This is a genomic window from Paenibacillus aceti, assembly GCF_003614185.1.
GTDB lineage: Bacteria > Bacillota > Bacilli > Paenibacillales > Paenibacillaceae > Fontibacillus > Fontibacillus aceti.
The window spans coordinates 1,377,128-1,394,208 of record NZ_KZ987724.1 but is presented as its reverse complement, the minus strand read 5'-3'; the positions used below and the strand labels follow the sequence as shown (position 1 = coordinate 1,394,208).

Here is a 17,081-nt window from a genome sequence, read left to right as displayed (position 1 = left end):
GAGAGCTTATCAATCCGGGAGGTGGACGGGGTAAAAGACGAGGAATTGCAACCGTGGCTCAGGCTGATGGTACAAGGCAACACTGCAGCTTTTCATGAGATTTATAGTCGTATTAATGATCATATTTATCGGACGGTCTATTTTTTGATGCCCCATAAGGTGGAGGTCGAGGATGTTGTAAGCGAAGTGTACATAGCCCTGTTTCAAGCGCTTCCGTCTTATGATTTCGATAAACCGTTTCGTACCTGGCTGAACGGCATTATTATACGGCAAACGAGTAATTGGAAACGAAAATTATGGAGAATAGTGAGATCAAACGCCAAAAACCAGCAGCTAATGCCCCCACATCAGCCGCCAAAACAGCCTGAGGAGCATGTATTTGATATAGAGGGCCAATATGAAATGCTCGCATATGTGGACAGATTACCAACGAAGCTTAGACAAGTCATTGTATTAAGGTATTATCAAGATTGTTCCTATGAAGAGATAGCGGCAAGCTTGGACATTCCTGTAGGAACGGCTAAATCTCGCCATCATCTGGCTATTCGTCGTCTCCGTGAGTTCATCGATATCGATACCTTTCACGCCGACAGGGGGGAATCCGTCCGTGTTCAATAGTGAACAATTAACCAAACAGTTCAAAGCAAGGGCTGAAGAAATACAGCCGTCTTCCGGACATGAGGATAGTATCAGGAAGCTGTATGAAGCTGATCAGAAGCGCCGGCGGCGTTCCATGCCTGTGAAGCCGGTTCTATTTAAAATTGTCCTGGCACTTGCACTTTTTGCTGTCATTTCAGGATTTAGCAGATACATATGGTTTCAAAATAGTGATCATCGAACGAGCTTGCAATATGTCCAAATGAATACCCGTGTAGATAACGAAGAATTATCTACTAAAATTCATCGTGAACTTAAGGAAGTTATAGCTCAGCTGAAGGTTGGGGAGTCAGCCATCGTATATTTGCCGGAATTAGCTAAGCTATATACTATGGATAAGCAGCAGGCACTTGTCGTTGTATCCAATCCTTCTGTAGTCACTGATTTCCCAAAATGGGAGACGATTCTGGCTCAGAACATGGCGAAGTACAAACTCCCGTCTGGAAGAAGTACAGGGCTTCATTTCGTCGCAGGCAAGGAAGATCCGCCATTCGGAGGTTTCTTACCTGTGGAGGGGAGTAAATTGCTTCCGAAACTAGAGAGGGAATCGGAGAAGATGAAGGGAAGGGCGGTTTGGAGGAAGGAGGGCGATCAGCCAGCAAATCTACCACGCATATATACGACGATCTATCATAATGAGCGCCAGGACGAAATTTACGTCAGCATGCAGCTCATTGACCAGAAGACAGATTTTAAAATTTCGACAAGTCATCTACAAAAAGAAGAGATTGATATCAATGGGGCAAGAGCACATTACTTCAATACCCAACCGTTCTTTTTTAGCGATTCCAATCGGGTTCAGGAGATTCAGTGGTTAGAAACGTTTGAGAATTATACGCTCGTGTATAGCGTTGGAAGTACATCTCCAACTCTGACTAAGGAGGAGCTACTTCGTATTGCACGTGAGCTGAAGTAATTGGAAAACATTAACGATGTAATCATCCTCTGTATATAATTGGATGTCCAAAAACATAATATGAAGGCTTGTCTTATCCAAGTGACAGAGGAGTAGATGAATATGAAAAACAAATGGTTACTGGCATTGTTGTTAACGTTAGTGTTTGTGTCGTGCATGACGCCAATAGGAACTGTGCAAGCGAAGGTAAGCAAGGAGAAGGGCTCAATTTGCCTAAGCCCTAAAATGATGCAACTAAAAGGCGATATGCAGAAGGTATGGATTGACCATACGATTTGGACAAGAAGCTATATCGTTAGCGCCATATCTGATCGTCCAGATCAGAAGGATGTATTAGACCGGCTCCTGAGGAACCAGCAGGACATTGGGAATATAATCAAGCCCTATTATGGAGAAGCCGCCGGTAATAAGCTGGCCGATCTTCTAAGAGAACATATTCTAATTGCAGGGAAAATTGTAGCGGCTGCCAAAGCGGGAAATCAATCGGATGTGAATAAGCTTGAGGCAGATTGGCATAGAAATGCCGATGATATCGCCAAATTTTTAAGCGAAGCGAATCCGAACTGGCCGTTTAAAGAGCTGCAAGATATGCTGTATACGCATCTTCAGTTGATTACGGAAATCGTCATTAGCTGCCTCAAAGGAGATTGGAAAGCGGATATTGCTGCGACCGACAAGAATGAAATCCACATGATTCACTTAGCCGATATCCTTACAGAAGGAATTGTCAAACAATTTCCCGAAAAATTTTAATAGAATGAAAAGAATAAATGTATATAAAAGCCGCGTAGATGCGGCTTTTTGTGTGATCGATCCGGCTTAGACCAGATGGCAGGCGACATGATGTCCTGGCTTCGTCTCCTGAAATTCAGGCTCACGCTCAGCACAGACCGAAGTTGCGTAGGGACATCGTGTCCGGAAGGAACAGCCGCTCGACGGATTCAGGGGACCGGGCAATTCACCGCTTAGTACAATCCTCTCTTTGTCAGCCTCGATGTCGGGATCAGGGACGGGAATGGCAGACATAAGTGCACGAGTATAAGGGTGAAGGGGTTCCGAGTATAGCTCCCCGCTGTCGGCGATTTCAACGATCTGACCTAAATACATGACGGTGACACGGTCGCTGATATGCTTGACCATAGACAGATCATGTGCGATGAACAGGTAGGTCAGTCCAAGCCGCTTCTGCAGATCTTTCAGCAGATTGACGACCTGTGCCTGGATCGATACATCAAGCGCCGAGATAGGTTCGTCGCAAATGATGAACTTTGGATCCACTGCCAGCGCGCGGGCGATTCCGATGCGTTGGCGCTGGCCACCCGAGAACTCATGGGGATAACGGGTAGAATGCTCCGGGTTAAGTCCGACCAGATACAGCAGCTCCTCAACTCGCTTCCTGCGCGCTGAACGGTTATCGGCGAGACGGTGAATGTCCAATGCTTCCCCAATAATGTCCATAATGGTCATGCGAGGATTCAACGAAGCGCACGGATCCTGGAAGATCATCTGCATCTCGCGACGGAAAGCCTTAAGCTGCCCCGGCTTAAGTCGGTAAATATTCGTTCCTCCGTACCAGGCTTCCCCTGCAGTCGGCTCGTACAAGCGAAGGATCGTCCGTCCAGCCGTCGATTTGCCGCAACCTGATTCGCCTACCATCCCGAGGGTCTCACCTCTGTCGACGCTGAAGCTAATGTTATTGACGGCCTTCAACGTCTGGCCCCGTCCCATATAAAAATGTTTGCACAGCTGATTAATGCGAAGCAATGGCTCTGTACTCATCTGGACACCTCCTTTGCAAGCGGATGGAGCAGCCAGCAGCTTGCGCTATGGGTTCCGCTAATAGCGGTCGCTTCCGGCTGTTGCTGCTGGCAGATATGCATCGTGTCATTACAGCGGGTGATCGACGTCCCTAGTTCGCTCTGCAGAGATTTTAGAACACGCAGAATCTGGGCCTGGATCGTCACATCGAGCGCCGTTGTCGGCTCATCCGCAATAAGCAGCGATGGGCGGCAGGCCAAGGCCATGGCGATCATAGCTCGCTGCCTCATCCCGCCGGAGAACTCATGCGGGTATTGCGAGAAGCGCGAGCCCGGATGGGGGATACCGACCATCTCAAGCATCTCTATGGCCCTCCGTTTGGCTTCCTGTACTGTCATGCGCTGATGTGTGATCAGCACCTCGGCAATCTGGCGTCCGATCGTCATCGTCGGATTCAGCGATGTCATCGGATCCTGAAAGACCATCCCGATATCCTTGCCTCGGATGGACTGCATTTCCCGCTCCTTCAGACGCAGCAGATCCTTCCCCTGGAACAGGATTGATCCTTGATGAATGCGGGCGGGGGGCTGCGGCAGAAGCCGCATGATCGCTTGCGCCGTCACGCTCTTGCCGCAGCCAGACTCACCGACGATGGTGACGGCCTCGCCAGGCTGAATATCGAATCCGATGCCGCGCACAGCCTGCACCTCTCCACCGCGGACATGGAAGGAGACATGGAGATCCTGGACTTCTAGCAATTTTTGCAAGGGCCAACCCTCCTCATCCTTATTTTTTCATCTTCGGATCGAGTGCATCACGCAGCCCGTCCCCGAACAGATTGAAGCATAGCATCATTAAGCTAATAAACAGCGCCGGGAAGGCAAGACGCCATGGATAGATGATCATCGTCTTAAGCGCGTCGTTGATCATTGTCCCCCAAGATGCAGCCGGCGACTGCACGCCCAGCCCAAGGAAGCTTAATACAGCTTCACTGAAGATGGCTGAAGGCACCGCCAAGGTCAAGGTCACGATAATCGGACCCATCGCGTTGGGCAGGAGATGTCGAAATAAAATGCGCATGGGAGGCGAACCTAAGGAACGAGAGGCGAGGGCATATTCCTGATTCTTGAGCTGCATCATTTGTCCACGCACGATCCAGGACATATTGATCCATCCGGTCACACACAGCGCCAAAATAATCGTGCCCAGGCTTGGCTCGAAGACGACGACAAGCAGAATCGCCACCAGAAGATCGGGAATAGAATAGATGATTTCAGAGATTTTGTTCATTACCTCGTCGAGACGTCCGCCGATATAACCCATAATCCCACCGTAGATAACGCCGGTGACAAGGTTGATGGCTGCGGCGGAGAAACCGACGGTAAGAGAAATGCGGGCGCCCATCCACGTGCGAGCGAACATGTCGCGGCCGAGATCGTCCGTACCGAACCAATGCTCGGTGGAAGGAGGCAGGTTCGTCATCTGCAGATTATTGGAATAGTAGTCATAAGGCGTCAGCATGGGGCCGATGATTGCCATGATGATAATGAGTAGCAGGAAGACAAGACCTGTCATAGCAACTGGGTTGTTGCGCAGACGAAGCCAGATATCGCGCCATGCAGACACGCCTTCCTGTTCGATCGCTTCCGCCGCATGTTCGCTAACGTCTGCCCTTCGGAAATCATCCAGGGCCAGTTCACGTTTGTCAGCAGGGGAAGAATGGAACATGGTCATGCGGCCTTCTCCTTTCTCAAGCCCAGAGTGATACGGGGATCGATCAGTCCATCCGGGGAGATATCCTACTTCTCAGCAATGCCGGGAATGGCTTTACCGTTCTCGTCGCTCCGGACCAGCCCTTCGTACAACCCCGTGAGCACAGCGAAACCTACGTTATCTTGTACTTGACCATAATTGTAGGGATACTCCTCAGAGGTTTAACCCGACTTGCTTATGGAAAGAAAATATGAATATAATCTTTCAAGAGATAAAAGGGGGATGAAAAGTGTCTTATATCGTTGATTTCAAAAACGTGTCTACAGTGGGTCTGGAATCTTCACCGGTAGCGGAGGCGCTCGCCGGTTTGCGAGCGAATGAAGCCCGCTATTTTATGAACAAATACAAGCATGAATTTACAGTGGTCCCAGCAAGTGAAAGCCAGGAAACACTCGATTATGTGAAGCGGATTTTGAAGGAAGAACGTGATATTGAATTTGCGGCCAAACCTTTAGAAACCTCACGTTTTCAAGTGGAAAATATCCGATTTGCCTACGTCTTCTATGAGGATGGTCTCGGGCTCAATGTGATGTATACGGTGGATGATCCTAAAAAGCGGGCCGTTGGTTTTAAGCTTTCGGAGGGGATGGAGGTACCTAAGGAATTAGAAGGAAAGTTTAAGTTCGCCCGGCAGAAGTCTAAATTAGCCGGAACGATTCGGGGTTCCTTTTTCGTCATTAAGGGAGAATATTAAGCGGATAGATCTATTATAATGACTAAGCTGCGGGGTTATTTAACCTGGCAGCTTTTTTTCATCGTTCTGCACTCGATATCCCGTACAATTTGCAAAACCTGTCTGATATAATTGATATGACATTGGTGGTTTTTTCTTGGTGCTAGGTATAGCCAGCATCCGTACGAGAATTTTGGTTCTCTTCTCTTGGGAGAACGGACAGTAGTGAAAATAATATTATCTATATTGAATGGAGCTAATTATAATGTATCGCAATTTAGAAGATTGCCTTATTGATTTAGAGAAGCATGGTCATTTGGTTCGAATTCGGGAAGAAGTTGATCCGTATCTTGAAATGGCGGCAATTCATTTGAAAGTGTATGAGGCGGGAGGCCCTGCCTTATTGTTTGAGCGTGTGAAAGGCTCTCGATTTCGTGCGGTTTCTAATCTATTTGGTTCAATGGAACGCAGCAAGTTTATTTTTCGTAATACATGGGATTCTGTACACAATGTAATGGCCGTTCGTAACGATCCAATGAAAGCTCTTAAGAAGCCCTTTAGCAATATAGGGACTGGACTAGCCGCATTTAAAGCACTCCCGTTAAAAAAAGGGGGGAAGCTGCCGGTTATGGCGCAAGAAATTCAGATTTCAGATCTTCCGTTGATTCATCACTGGCCCAATGATGGCGGTGCTTTTGTTACCCTGCCGCAGGTTTATTCAGAGGATCCCGAGAAACCTGGAATTATGAATTCCAATTTAGGGATGTACCGCATGCAATTAACCGGAAATCAATATGAGATGAATAAAGAGATTGGCCTGCATTATCAAATTCATCGAGGAATCGGAGTTCATCAGACGAAGGCGAATAAAATGGGGATGCCGCTCAAAGTAAGCTGTTTTGTTGGAGGTCCGCCAGCGCATACCTTAGCAGCCATTATGCCGCTACCGGAAGGATTAAGTGAGATGACGGTTGCGGGGATGCTCTCGGGGCATAACTTTAGATACAATTATGTAGATGGTTACTGCATTAGCAGTGATGCTGATTTTGTAATTACAGGGGAGATATATCCTGAAGATACCAAGCCAGAAGGTCCTTTTGGAGATCATTTGGGCTACTATAGCCTTGTTCATCCTTTCCCAGTCATGAAAATCCATAAAGTATATGCCAAGCCAAATGCGATTTGGCCATTTACCGTCGTAGGGAGACCTCCGCAAGAGGACACCTCTTTTGGTGAACTCATTCACGAATTGACGGGTGATTCGATCAAGCATGAAATTCCGGGGGTAAAAGAAGTTCATGCAGTAGATGCTGCGGGGGTTCATCCTTTGCTTTTCGCGATCGGCAGTGAAAGATATACACCTTACCAACAAGTAAAAAAACCTACTGAACTCCTTACACTGGCGAATCGTATATTGGGCACGGGACAATTAAGCTTGGCTAAATATTTATTTATTACAGCTGAAGAAAATGAACCCATTAATTCACATGATGAAGTGAATTTTTTGACTTATATTTTAGAGCGAATTGATCTGCGCCGTGACATTCATTTTTATACGAATACTACGATTGATACCCTTGATTATTCCGGGACAGGCCTGAACAGTGGCAGTAAAGTAGTTCTTGCTGCATATGGAGACAAACTGAGAAGTTTATGTCATGAAGTACCTGAAGGCTTAAAGGGCATACGTGGATATGACAACGTCCAGCTTATTATGCCAGGCGTAGTAGCCATGCGAGGTCCTGAATTTAAGAGCTATGCCGATACAGAGGAAGAAATGCGAGGATTGTGTAATGCCATTCAAGAGAAGGGCCCTTTCGAAGCTTGTCCAATGATTGTGCTCTGCGACGACAGCTCGTTCTTGAGTGAATCGATCCACAATTTCCTATGGGTTACATTTACACGCAGCAATCCTTCCCATGATATTCATGGGGTTAATCATTTTTATGAGCATAAGCACTGGGGTTGCGACAATTTAATCATCGATGCTCGTACGAAGCCGCATCAAGCACCACCTTTAGTTCCGGATCCAACGGTTGAGAAAAAGATTGAGCGCTTGTTTATAAAAGGCGCCAGCCTGGGCGGGATTATATAGCTACATCACCCAGATATGGGTGTGAGCCTATAGTATAGAGTGAAAGATAAAGGAGAAGTGGCAGTGGCGAATATCAATGATATTGCAAAGCGTGCTGGAGTATCCGTATCGACAGTATCAAGGGTGTTGAATCATCATCCTTATGTATCTGAATCGAAGCGAGCAGCTGTACAACGTGTGATTGATGAAATGGATTATACGCCCAATCGCTTAGCTGTCGATTTAATCCGCAAGGAAACAAGAAAGATCGGTGTGATCATGCCGTACAATAACAACCAGGCCTTTGACCAACTGCTACATGGTGTACTTAATCGATCGGTCGAGCTTGATTATACCGTGATGGTTCTGCCTACGAAGTACGATCCGGATAGGGAACACAGTTGCTTAAATATGTTGAAAAATAAACAGCTTGACGGTATCATTATCACCTCTCGTTCAAACGGCTGGGAAGCTATAACGCCATATACCAAGTATGGGACGATCGTGGCATGTGAGTATACCGATCATCCTGAGATTGGCTGCGCCTACATGGATCGATATGCCTCCTACCTGGAGACATTTCAAATGTTAAAGGATAAAGGGCATACAAGGGTTGCTTTTACAACAGCAAGGGGAGAGGAGAGCAATAGTACGCAGTTGACGATAAAAGCCTATCAGCAAGTATTTGGCGATCTGCCGTCAGAGTATCATATCCGAGATTGTTACGATATGGATGACGGGGCAAGAGCAGCACAGCAATTGCTGCATTTAGAGTCTAGACCAACCGCAGTATATGCCAACGGCGATGAGGTTGCAGCAGGCCTTTATCAGTATGGAAAGAGTATAGAACTAGGGGTTCCCGCTGATCTGGCGATCATTGGTCAAGAGAACCAGCCGATCGGGATCGCACTGCGGTTGTCTACGGTTGATCATCAATTGGTCAAAGTCGGGGAACAGGCCTTTGATCTTGCCATTGAGAAATCAAAGGATAAGGTAGAGATTCCTTATCGAATCATCGAACGTTATTCCATATAAGAATTGACCTTGACCTGAAATGGATTTCATACATTAGCATATCAATAAGAGCGCTCAACTCTAACATGCTGGAGGAGGAAATTCATGTATACTACCTTTATTTTTGACATTGACGGTACCTTAATTAACACAGAGCAAGCGGTGTTGGGATCCTTGCAGAAGCTATTGAGAACTAACTATCATCGGGAAATACTGCAGCAAGATCTCGCATTTGTGCTTGGGATTCCGGGGGCTGTATCCTTGCGCCAACTCGGTATTGAGGACGTTGAGTATGCAAATAAATGCTGGAATGAGCTTATGAGGGAATATCAACATACAGTTCATGTATTCCAGGGTATCGAGCCGCTGCTTGCCGAACTCAGGGAGCAATCGGTTACTATGGGCGTCGTAACGTCCAAGACAAAGCAAGAATTTCTGGATGATTTCGTTCCATTTGGCCTCGCTCGCGATCTTCCACATGTTGTATGTGCAGATGATACGGAGCGGCATAAGCCCAATCCTGAACCTTTGCTTAAGTTCCTTGAGATTTCAGGTGCGCAGGCGGAGACATCCATATATATCGGCGATACCATCTATGACTATGAATGTGCTAGAGACGCTGGAATGGATTTTGGTTTAGCGCTCTGGGGATGCAAACAACCGGATGCTATTCCAGCTAAGTATAAGTTTGAGCATCCTCAGGATATCTTTACACTTTGCAGTCGATAGATATCTACTTTCAACGCACAAAGGGCTTATTGGCCTTTTGTGTGTTTTTTGTATTCGCCTAAACTTCTCCAATTAAACTGGCATTGGATGTTTGCATCGGAGGTGGTGAGGTTATGCGGACAGAAAGACAGAAACTAGCCCAAGACACACCCTTTGAAACATCACTACACCTGTTTCATGGCGAAATGCCTGGTCCAGTAGTAATGACTAGTGGTAGTATCTATTCAGTTCAGCAACTGGTCAAGCATTTCATGAGAGAAGCGGGTCTGATAAAGTCCTGATCATGAAAAGTCATTGACAAATTATTGCAATGTTATAATATAATTTTAATAGTAAATTTAGGAATAGTTGGTGTATGAAGTGAAAAAACTTGGTGATTTCATTATTGATATTGATCAATTTGATTACGATTCAACTGTACAAATGATTAAGGCAGCCTTTTCTTTTGAATTGTGGCATGAAGTTATTCGCTTTTCTGAATCGCTATACATTAGAATTAATAAATTGAAAGAAGACAAACCTAACCTCATTTTAAAAAGACCTCTCGTGTATTATTATGGATACGCTCTACTTATGAAAGGATCGGCATTTAAAAAATTGAGGAGATTTGACGAGGCAAAAGAATGCATTCGTCAATATTCTGATTTAAGTTGGTTTGAGAACCTAGATCAAGCGGGACTAGAAGAAGTTAACTATTATGCGTATATTTCATTACCTAATTTACTAGAAATTGAATAAATATTAGGCAACTTAAGTGTCTTAGAAGAATTTATATCCTTTTTACAAACTCATCCGTACGATTACGAAATTTTACATGGACTTATTGCTTTATTAAAGACAGCAAATATATACAAATTAAACATAGATAAAGAAATTTCCTTATTTTCCAATCAAATTTATGAGTTGCTTGAAGACTCTCAAAAAGCTGAAGATGTGCTTGTTTCGTTAAAGTGCGCTTTTTTTATTGAGCTCATTCAATATCAAATCAACAAGGAAGACTATCAAGAAGCTATTAAATCTTCCTTGCAGCTTTTATTGTTGACCTCTAATTATGAACAAACAAAAATGATTAAGGAAATTCTCGATGGCATGCGAAGTCCAAAGCTACGAGAAAAAGCTAACTGATCAGGGGCATAAATCCAGGCACTTCTATTGAGATGCTCCTTTAACCTATAGAAGCCCCGCATTTACCATGGAAGAAATACATTTGGATGCACACTATGGAAATGGCAAGAAGTCTTAAGGCAGAAAATAAAGGATTGGCGAACTTATCCTCAGCTAAAGAATGTTCAATTAAGAACTATAAGCTGTCCTACTTTGTTTATCGCCGGTGAATATGATGAATTAATCCCTGAGAAAGATTGAATAGAAAAACCCTGCTTTTGTCAACGATACAATGCTCCAATCCCTGAAGCAAAACAAAGCTCTAAGCTAGTAGCAAAATATTCCTTGTAAGGGGCTGTCACAAAAGTCGATCTTCCGACTTGAAGACGCCCCTTTTGCGTACCCAAAAATGTGAACATCCCCATGTCCTGGTCGGTCTGGATCACTCGGACATTATTGTCCGTTAGCGTTGATTCTGTGGTGTTCTGCCTTTGTAACGGACAATTATGTCCATTACAAAGGAAAATGTCGCGGAAAACTACATTTTATGCTTCTAATGGTCAAAAGTGTCCGTTAGAGAAGCGTAGATGTTGTTTTCACGCCCTAACGGTCATTATTGTCCGCTTGCCTATACTCCTACAATTAACCTAGCATAGAATGTTTCAACGGAGGTGGTGAGGTTATGCGGACAGAAAGTCAGAAACTAGCCCAAAACACACCCTTTGAAACATCACTACACCTGTTTCATGGCGAAATGTCTGGTCCAGTAGTAATGATTGTGGCCGGTATCCATGGAAAGGAAGTTGGCAGTATTTATGCTGCTCAGCAACTGGTCAAGCAGTTGAGGAACCATAGGTTGACCATCCAGCGTGGGACACTGATTGTCGTCCCCATTGCAAACCAACCAGCCTTCAAAAAAAGAGTACGGGGCAAGCCGGATCTAAACCGTACATTTCCACGTAGCCGAGGAGGAAAGGCAACTCATGAGATGGCTCGTGCTCTGTTCAGTGTCATGAAAAAGTATAAACCAGTCTGGTATCTCGATCTCCATGAAGCCAATGGCTTATCCTCGAAAAGCAAACATGTACTCGGCCAAACGCTGATTACGAATCCAGGCAATGCTGCAGTCCCTGTTGTCCGGAAGATTATCAAACAAATGAATAAGCGTGTGAACCACCCTTCCCACAAGTTTCACATACGTCTGCATAAACTTAAAGGCTCTTCCCGCACCGCTGCGGCCGATCGTATTCATGCTAAAGCGGTAACCGTTGAAACGTGCTGGAGCCTAAAGAAGAAAACACGGATTAAATATCACACACAAGTGGTTCAGCGCTTTATGCAGGAGGCTGGTCTGATCAAATTTTGATCATGAATAATACGAAGGGGCAGTCCAGAAAGTCAGTGAAAGCTGACCGCTGGACGCCCCTTTTTTGTTGAATGCTAAAAAGCGGCAGAACAATAGACGGAAAATATAACGGTTTTCCGACCAGCTATCGATTACTATAGTTTCCTTGCTTTGATAACGAAAGTCACAGGAAGCATCTTTGCTTTTTTGGCAAATTCGTTGTTATCGTCTTGCGATTGCATAATTTCATCATCAGATTGTTCAACCATTTGCTCAATGACAAATCCTGCTTTGGAGAGTGCATTCACATAGGTTGATAGTTTACGGTCCGACAATGCTAGTGTACTTTCACCAAGAGATACGGAATACCAAGATTCATCGAAATAGCATTTTTTAAAAACAAGCATATCATTTTCTGCAACTACACATTTGTGTATAGGGTGAGACCAACTGAAAATAAATACACCGTCTTTTTTAAGGTAAGAAGCGATTCGACTAAAAGTACCCTCAAGGTCAGTGGTCCAGCCTATGGCATAAACCGAATAAACAAAGTCAAAATAATCCTTTGGTATGCCGCATTCTTCTTCCATGGGAGAGCAGATAAATTTTGCTGAAAGACCGCATGCGGTCAAATGCTGCTTTGCCTTTGCGATTTGTTGTTCTGACATGTCCAAGGCCCATAATTCAGATGCCTTACGTTCACCCTGATATTGCAAGGAGTGACCCGTCCCACACCCGATCTCCAGCATCTTTTTCCCTGAGACATCGCCAAAAAGCTGGCAATTTTCCTCTGAGACAAATGCTCCATAGAGAGGAAGTGCGGTCGCTCCTAAAATGTCATTTCCTTTGGTGTCCCAAAATATGCTGTTTGTTTGATGAATAGAATTCTTATCCAAGTCGACCGTGATAGCGCTACCAACTTCTCCAGCGCCTATAATGTTAGTTCTAGCAGCAGAATCCTTGTCCATGTCGATGCCCTCCAAATATAAATAAATAATAGGAACCTAAACAGATAACCTGTCAAATGCGAACATTTGCTCTGTTAATTCCCAATTTACCAGCTTCGCATGAATAATTCCAGCTAAAATGTTCCATATAACGTTGATGTGATCTCAAATCTCATTTATCGAATGGTTCTGGTAAACCAATATTATTTCTTTTTCAAAACAAGCACTGTGACAATGATAGTTACTAAAATAACCACGATGATACAAGGGATCAGCAAAAGAAGTAAATTAGAATAAAAGATTTCGATTATGATCATCCCCCCTTTTTTTATAAAACTATAGCGTACATAAATTGAATCAAAGAAGAGAGCAGGGATAGGTAGGTGAAGTGATTCTAAGAAAGTAAGCTTTCGCCTTTGTGAGTGGATTTCTACCAAATATACCATATATTTTATTATATCATTAATTTCATATGTTGATGAAGATAAGATATTCTTGCGGATAAGATCATCTTCTAATACCAAATAATCACTTGATTATATAAGCGCATGATTATATAATGATTTCAGAAACAATTGACCGAAACCAATATGGAAAGGAGTGAATGGTGTGGTTCCTATAGATATCATGGCAGAGCAACTCAAGTTATTAGGGGATAAAACACGTTTAAGCATCATCAATATCTTATTTCACCAAGAAGCTTGCGTATGTCATTTGGTTGAAATATTAGAAATGACCCAACCGAATATCAGTCAACACATGCGAAAACTAAAGGATGGGGGCCTCGTTAGAGAAGAGCGTAGGGGTCAATGGATTTTTTATTCGGTAGATATTGACGATAAACCATATATTCGCGAAATACTAACTCGATTACCTGAATTAAGCGAAGAATCCAAATCAGTTCTAAAAGGAACTCCTTGCAAGTCAAAGGAGGAATACGAATGAGGCAGACTACTCATCACTTATCCTTCCTGGATCGATTCTTAACGCTTTGGATCTTCTCTGCGATGGCCATCGGTATTTTACTCGGAAATTTAGTACCAGGAGTATCTAATGCATTGACTGAGATGCAAATAGGCACTACCTCTATACCGATTGCTATCGGTCTTATCTTGATGATGTACCCACCCCTTGCGAAGGTTCGCTATGAGAAATTGGGACGGGTATTTAAAGATTGGAAGGTACTTTTTCTCTCATTGGTTCAGAACTGGGTACTGGGTCCAATCCTCATGTTCGTCCTAGCCATTCTGTTTTTGAGCGATATGCCTGAATACATGATTGGTCTTATTATGATTGGCCTTGCTCGTTGTATTGCTATGGTACTGGTGTGGAGTGATTTAGCGAAAGGTGATCCTGACTATACAGCGGGGCTTGTTGCTTTCAACTCTATATTTCAGATATTTTTTTATTCCGTATTTGCTTACATTTTCATCACGGTATTGCCAGAATGGTTCGGCATCACAGGGGTGGAAGTCAACATTACTATGTGGCAAATCGCGGAGAGTGTTCTTATTTATTTGGGGCTCCCGTTTGTCGCCGGTTTTTTGACGCGGTTTATTCTTATTCGGTTAAAGGGAGAAGGGTGGTATATTCAGAAGTTTATTCCCAAGATTAGCCCACTAACCCTAATAGCCTTGCTCTTTACGATCGTTATGATGTTTTCTTTAAAAGCAGACATGATTGTTAGTTTGCCGTTAGACGTAGTTCGTATAGCCATACCATTAGTCATTTACTTTGTTATCATGTTTCTTGTTTCTTTTTACTTATCTCATAAAACCAAAGCAAGTTATCAAGTGTGCACCTCGCTATCCTTTACGGCGGCAAGTAATAATTTTGAATTAGCGATCGCGGTTGCAATTAGTGTATTTGGAATTAATTCTGGGCAAGCATTTGCCGCAGTGATAGGCCCTTTGGTTGAGGTACCTGTTTTGATTGCACTTGTGAATGTAGCACGTAGATTTGAAAGAAAATATTTCAAACCGAAGGAGTCGTGATGTTTATGGGTAAACCAGTTGTCTATTTCTTATGTACGGGAAATTCTTGTCGTAGTCAGATGGCAGAAGCTTGGTTGAAGCATCTTGGTGGAGAGCATTATGAGGTGCTCAGTGCTGGTCTTGAAGCACACGGTTTAAACCCTCGCGCAATTCAAGTGATGAAAGAAGCCGGGATTGATATAACCGGCCATACATCGGATGTCATTCATCCGGATATTCTGAACCGGGCAACTTATGTGATTACACTTTGTGGCCATGCCGATGAGCATTGCCCGGTCATTTCCAATAAAAATGTGATCAAGTGGCATTGGGGATTTAATGATCCCGCTCAGGCAACAGGGACCGAAGAAGAAATTATGAATCAATTCCGTTCTGTTCGGGACGCTATTAAAGCAAGAATCGAGCAATTCTTAACTGAATTGCCTCAAAAATGAATAATACCAACAAAGCAAACTTTCTTTTAAAATAAGAGGGGGGCACAATATTATGTTGTGCTCCCTTATTTGTATTATGAAATCTATAATGATAATTTCTTGGGGTTTCGATCGAACCTTTTTGGATAAACGAGGCAATATAGATTGTAAGCTTAAACTGAAAACAGTAAACAAAACTAAAGTAAAATCAATAAATTGATATTGAGCTACAGTTGAGCTGATTTATGATTAAAGTAACATCCCCGGAAGGAGTAGATAGAATGAGTACTTGCAGAGTCATTGTCACAAGACCGAAATTAATCGATGATGTTCTGATTAACCCCGGAATCGGATTTACGACTTTTCAACGCTTCAATGGAGACAAATTGAACGAAGGGAAACGTTGGACAGAGGGACTACCTATTGTATATCAAGACTTCGATGGGAACCTGGAGAATGAAAATCATCCAATGACTTCAATCGCTTATTTCAGAATCTACTGGAGATACATAGAGGGGGAAAAAGGCAGCTACAATTGGGAGCTCATTGACAAGGCGCTGGCGACGGCTCGTGAACGCAAACAGACGCTGATGCTTCGAATAGCCCCTTATGGTGCAAATGAAGCAGAAGACGTTCCCGCCTGGTACCGAGAATTACTAGGGAAACCGCCCGAAAAGTTTGATGGACCCGGTTGGATGGTCGATCCGGAAGACCCGACTTATGCCGAATATTTCGGAGGTTTTATCCGCGCCTTGGGAAGAAGATACGACGGCCACCCGGATATGGAAAGTATCGATCTGTCCATTGTAGGCTCCTGGGGGGAAGGGATCGGTTCTAATCTATTAACCCGTACAACTAGAGAGGCGCTGGTGGATGCGTATACGGATTCTTTCAAAGAAACTCCGCTAGTGATGCTGCTGACCGATCAGAAGACGAATAGTTATGGCATGTCCAAAGCCCACGTGGGCTGGCGTGTGGATTGCCTAGGAGATGTATGTGGTAAAGCGTGGGAGTTCTCTGATGACTGGTCGCATATGAACGATTACTATCCACAGCAACTGATACGATCTGGCATGCAAGAGGCGTGGAAGAAGGCGCCCGTTTCACTAGAGGTATGCTGGGTGGTTCAGCATTGGAAGGATATGGGGTGGGATATTGATTACATTATCGATCAATCGCTGAAATGGCATATTTCATCCTTTAACGCAAAATCTTCACCGATCCCCAAGGAATGGGAGCCCAATGTGAACCGTTGGCTTAAAAAGATGGGTTATCGCCTGGCATTACGCAAATTTTCGTTCCCTGAGAAGGTAAAACCGGGTGGTAAGCTTGCGTTTACTTCTTGGTGGGAGAATCTTGGTGTCGCTCCATGCTACAAGAAATTTCCTTTGGCACTGAGACTTAAAAATGATCGATCAACCCAAGTCTTCATCACGGACGCCAATATACGCGAGTGGCTCCCTGGAGACAGCCTTTTCGATAGCGCCGTATGGATTCCGGCAGATATGCCATTGGGGAATTACGAGCTTGAGATGGCCATATTGCATGGGCATACCCATCAGCCTGCTATACAACTAGCCAATACTGGACGACAATCGGACGGTTGGTATGCCCTTGGCAACGTAGAAGTGCAGCTTGAACTTGAATCACCAGATGTAATCGAATAGATCGTGGGAGAAAATAA

At 44.2% G+C, this 17,081-nt stretch carries 17 protein-coding genes; 13 read left to right on the top strand and 4 right to left on the bottom strand.

Annotated elements, in window-relative coordinates; genetic code table 11:
- The first annotated feature begins 21 nt into the window (after nt 1-21).
- The 3 genes from BFJ94_RS06210 to BFJ94_RS06200 all read left to right on the top strand — a co-directional run bounded on the left by BFJ94_RS06210 (nt 22) and on the right by BFJ94_RS06200 (nt 2,326).
- On the top strand, nt 22-618 hold the full coding sequence (locus BFJ94_RS06210; RefSeq protein WP_120461877.1) for a sigma-70 family RNA polymerase sigma factor: 597 nt from the start codon (nt 22-24) through the stop codon (nt 616-618).
- Entirely contained in the window at nt 608-1,573 is a 966-nt protein-coding gene (locus BFJ94_RS06205; protein ID WP_120461876.1) for a DUF4367 domain-containing protein, read from the top strand. Before BFJ94_RS06210 ends, BFJ94_RS06205 begins: the two co-directional genes overlap by 11 nt.
- 102 nt (nt 1,574-1,675) lie before the next feature.
- Complete coding sequence (locus BFJ94_RS06200) at nt 1,676-2,326, top strand: glycosyltransferase (protein ID WP_188831439.1); 651 nt, start codon at nt 1,676-1,678, stop codon at nt 2,324-2,326.
- Nucleotides 2,327-2,392: 66 nt separating this feature from the next.
- Here the strand turns inward: BFJ94_RS06200 and BFJ94_RS06195 are convergent, their stop codons facing one another.
- The 3 genes from BFJ94_RS06195 to BFJ94_RS06185 are packed head-to-tail and all read right to left on the bottom strand — an operon-like array spanning nt 2,393 to nt 5,065.
- Nucleotides 2,393-3,352, bottom strand: a complete 960-nt coding sequence (locus tag BFJ94_RS06195) for an ABC transporter ATP-binding protein (protein ID WP_120461874.1) — start codon at nt 3,350-3,352, stop codon at nt 2,393-2,395.
- Nucleotides 3,349-4,098 (bottom strand): ABC transporter ATP-binding protein, encoded by a 750-nt coding sequence (locus tag BFJ94_RS06190; RefSeq protein WP_120461873.1) that lies wholly within the window; start codon nt 4,096-4,098, stop codon nt 3,349-3,351. The genes BFJ94_RS06195 and BFJ94_RS06190 overlap by 4 nt, the downstream gene beginning before the upstream one ends.
- A gap of 19 nt (nt 4,099-4,117) precedes the next feature.
- Nucleotides 4,118-5,065: an ABC transporter permease gene (locus tag BFJ94_RS06185; RefSeq protein WP_120461872.1), complete on the bottom strand. Its 948-nt coding sequence runs from the start codon at nt 5,063-5,065 to the stop codon at nt 4,118-4,120.
- Between the two features lie 268 nt (nt 5,066-5,333).
- Here BFJ94_RS06185 and BFJ94_RS06180 point away from each other — a divergent pair, with 268 nt between their 5' ends.
- The 6 genes from BFJ94_RS06180 to BFJ94_RS06150 all read left to right on the top strand — a co-directional run bounded on the left by BFJ94_RS06180 (nt 5,334) and on the right by BFJ94_RS06150 (nt 12,064).
- The gene (locus tag BFJ94_RS06180; protein ID WP_120461871.1) at nt 5,334-5,798 is read left to right on the top strand and encodes a DUF8821 family protein; all 465 of its coding nucleotides are present in this window, start codon (nt 5,334-5,336) and stop codon (nt 5,796-5,798) included.
- A 244-nt stretch (nt 5,799-6,042) separates the two neighbouring features.
- Complete coding sequence (locus BFJ94_RS06175; protein WP_120461870.1) at nt 6,043-7,872, top strand: UbiD family decarboxylase; 1,830 nt, start codon at nt 6,043-6,045, stop codon at nt 7,870-7,872.
- 63 nt (nt 7,873-7,935) lie between these two features.
- Nucleotides 7,936-8,886, top strand: a complete 951-nt coding sequence (locus tag BFJ94_RS06170) for a LacI family DNA-binding transcriptional regulator (protein WP_120461869.1) — start codon at nt 7,936-7,938, stop codon at nt 8,884-8,886.
- Nucleotides 8,887-8,970: 84 nt separating this feature from the next.
- The gene (locus BFJ94_RS06165; RefSeq protein WP_120461868.1) at nt 8,971-9,594 is read left to right on the top strand and encodes an HAD family hydrolase; all 624 of its coding nucleotides are present in this window, start codon (nt 8,971-8,973) and stop codon (nt 9,592-9,594) included.
- Nucleotides 9,595-9,945: 351 nt separating this feature from the next.
- Nucleotides 9,946-10,332: a cysteine peptidase family C39 domain-containing protein gene (locus BFJ94_RS06160; RefSeq protein ID WP_120461867.1), complete on the top strand. Its 387-nt coding sequence runs from the start codon at nt 9,946-9,948 to the stop codon at nt 10,330-10,332.
- A gap of 1,048 nt (nt 10,333-11,380) precedes the next feature.
- Nucleotides 11,381-12,064: a succinylglutamate desuccinylase/aspartoacylase family protein gene (locus BFJ94_RS06150; RefSeq protein ID WP_120461865.1), complete on the top strand. Its 684-nt coding sequence runs from the start codon at nt 11,381-11,383 to the stop codon at nt 12,062-12,064.
- A gap of 134 nt (nt 12,065-12,198) precedes the next feature.
- On the opposite strand, the gene BFJ94_RS06145 is transcribed toward BFJ94_RS06150, so the two are convergent.
- On the bottom strand, nt 12,199-13,011 hold the full coding sequence (locus tag BFJ94_RS06145; RefSeq protein WP_120461864.1) for a class I SAM-dependent methyltransferase: 813 nt from the start codon (nt 13,009-13,011) through the stop codon (nt 12,199-12,201).
- A 588-nt stretch (nt 13,012-13,599) separates the two neighbouring features.
- Between BFJ94_RS06145 and BFJ94_RS06140 the strand changes: the two genes are divergently transcribed.
- The 4 genes from BFJ94_RS06140 to BFJ94_RS06125 all read left to right on the top strand — a co-directional run bounded on the left by BFJ94_RS06140 (nt 13,600) and on the right by BFJ94_RS06125 (nt 17,064).
- On the top strand, nt 13,600-13,935 hold the full coding sequence (locus BFJ94_RS06140; protein WP_240431898.1) for an ArsR/SmtB family transcription factor: 336 nt from the start codon (nt 13,600-13,602) through the stop codon (nt 13,933-13,935).
- On the top strand, nt 13,932-14,984 hold the full coding sequence (arsB, locus tag BFJ94_RS06135; RefSeq protein ID WP_120461863.1) for an ACR3 family arsenite efflux transporter: 1,053 nt from the start codon (nt 13,932-13,934) through the stop codon (nt 14,982-14,984). Before BFJ94_RS06140 ends, arsB begins: the two co-directional genes overlap by 4 nt.
- A 5-nt stretch (nt 14,985-14,989) precedes the next feature.
- Nucleotides 14,990-15,418 (top strand): arsenate reductase (thioredoxin), encoded by a 429-nt coding sequence (gene arsC, locus BFJ94_RS06130; protein WP_120461862.1) that lies wholly within the window; start codon nt 14,990-14,992, stop codon nt 15,416-15,418.
- A 260-nt stretch (nt 15,419-15,678) separates the two neighbouring features.
- A complete protein-coding gene (locus tag BFJ94_RS06125) occupies nt 15,679-17,064 on the top strand; it encodes a DUF4832 domain-containing protein (RefSeq protein ID WP_162944203.1) in 1,386 nt (461 codons plus the stop codon).
- Nucleotides 17,065-17,081: the final 17 nt, after the last annotated feature.

Bases quoted from the DNA above. Each gene is read 5' to 3' on its own strand.
- BFJ94_RS06200 (WP_188831439.1), top strand. From the start codon at position 1,676: ATGAAAAACAAATGGTTACTGGCATTGTTGTTAACGTTAGTGTTTGTG.
- BFJ94_RS06195 (WP_120461874.1), bottom strand. From the start codon at position 3,352: ATGAGTACAGAGCCATTGCTTCGCATTAATCAGCTGTGCAAACATTTT.
- BFJ94_RS06185 (WP_120461872.1), bottom strand. From the start codon at position 5,065: ATGACCATGTTCCATTCTTCCCCTGCTGACAAACGTGAACTGGCCCTG.
- BFJ94_RS06175 (WP_120461870.1), top strand. From the start codon at position 6,043: ATGTATCGCAATTTAGAAGATTGCCTTATTGATTTAGAGAAGCATGGT.
- BFJ94_RS06165 (WP_120461868.1), top strand. From the start codon at position 8,971: ATGTATACTACCTTTATTTTTGACATTGACGGTACCTTAATTAACACA.
- BFJ94_RS06150 (WP_120461865.1), top strand. From the start codon at position 11,381: ATGCGGACAGAAAGTCAGAAACTAGCCCAAAACACACCCTTTGAAACA.
- BFJ94_RS06145 (WP_120461864.1), bottom strand. From the start codon at position 13,011: ATGGACAAGGATTCTGCTGCTAGAACTAACATTATAGGCGCTGGAGAA.
- arsB (WP_120461863.1), top strand. From the start codon at position 13,932: ATGAGGCAGACTACTCATCACTTATCCTTCCTGGATCGATTCTTAACG.
- arsC (WP_120461862.1), top strand. From the start codon at position 14,990: ATGGGTAAACCAGTTGTCTATTTCTTATGTACGGGAAATTCTTGTCGT.
- BFJ94_RS06125 (WP_162944203.1), top strand. From the start codon at position 15,679: ATGAGTACTTGCAGAGTCATTGTCACAAGACCGAAATTAATCGATGAT.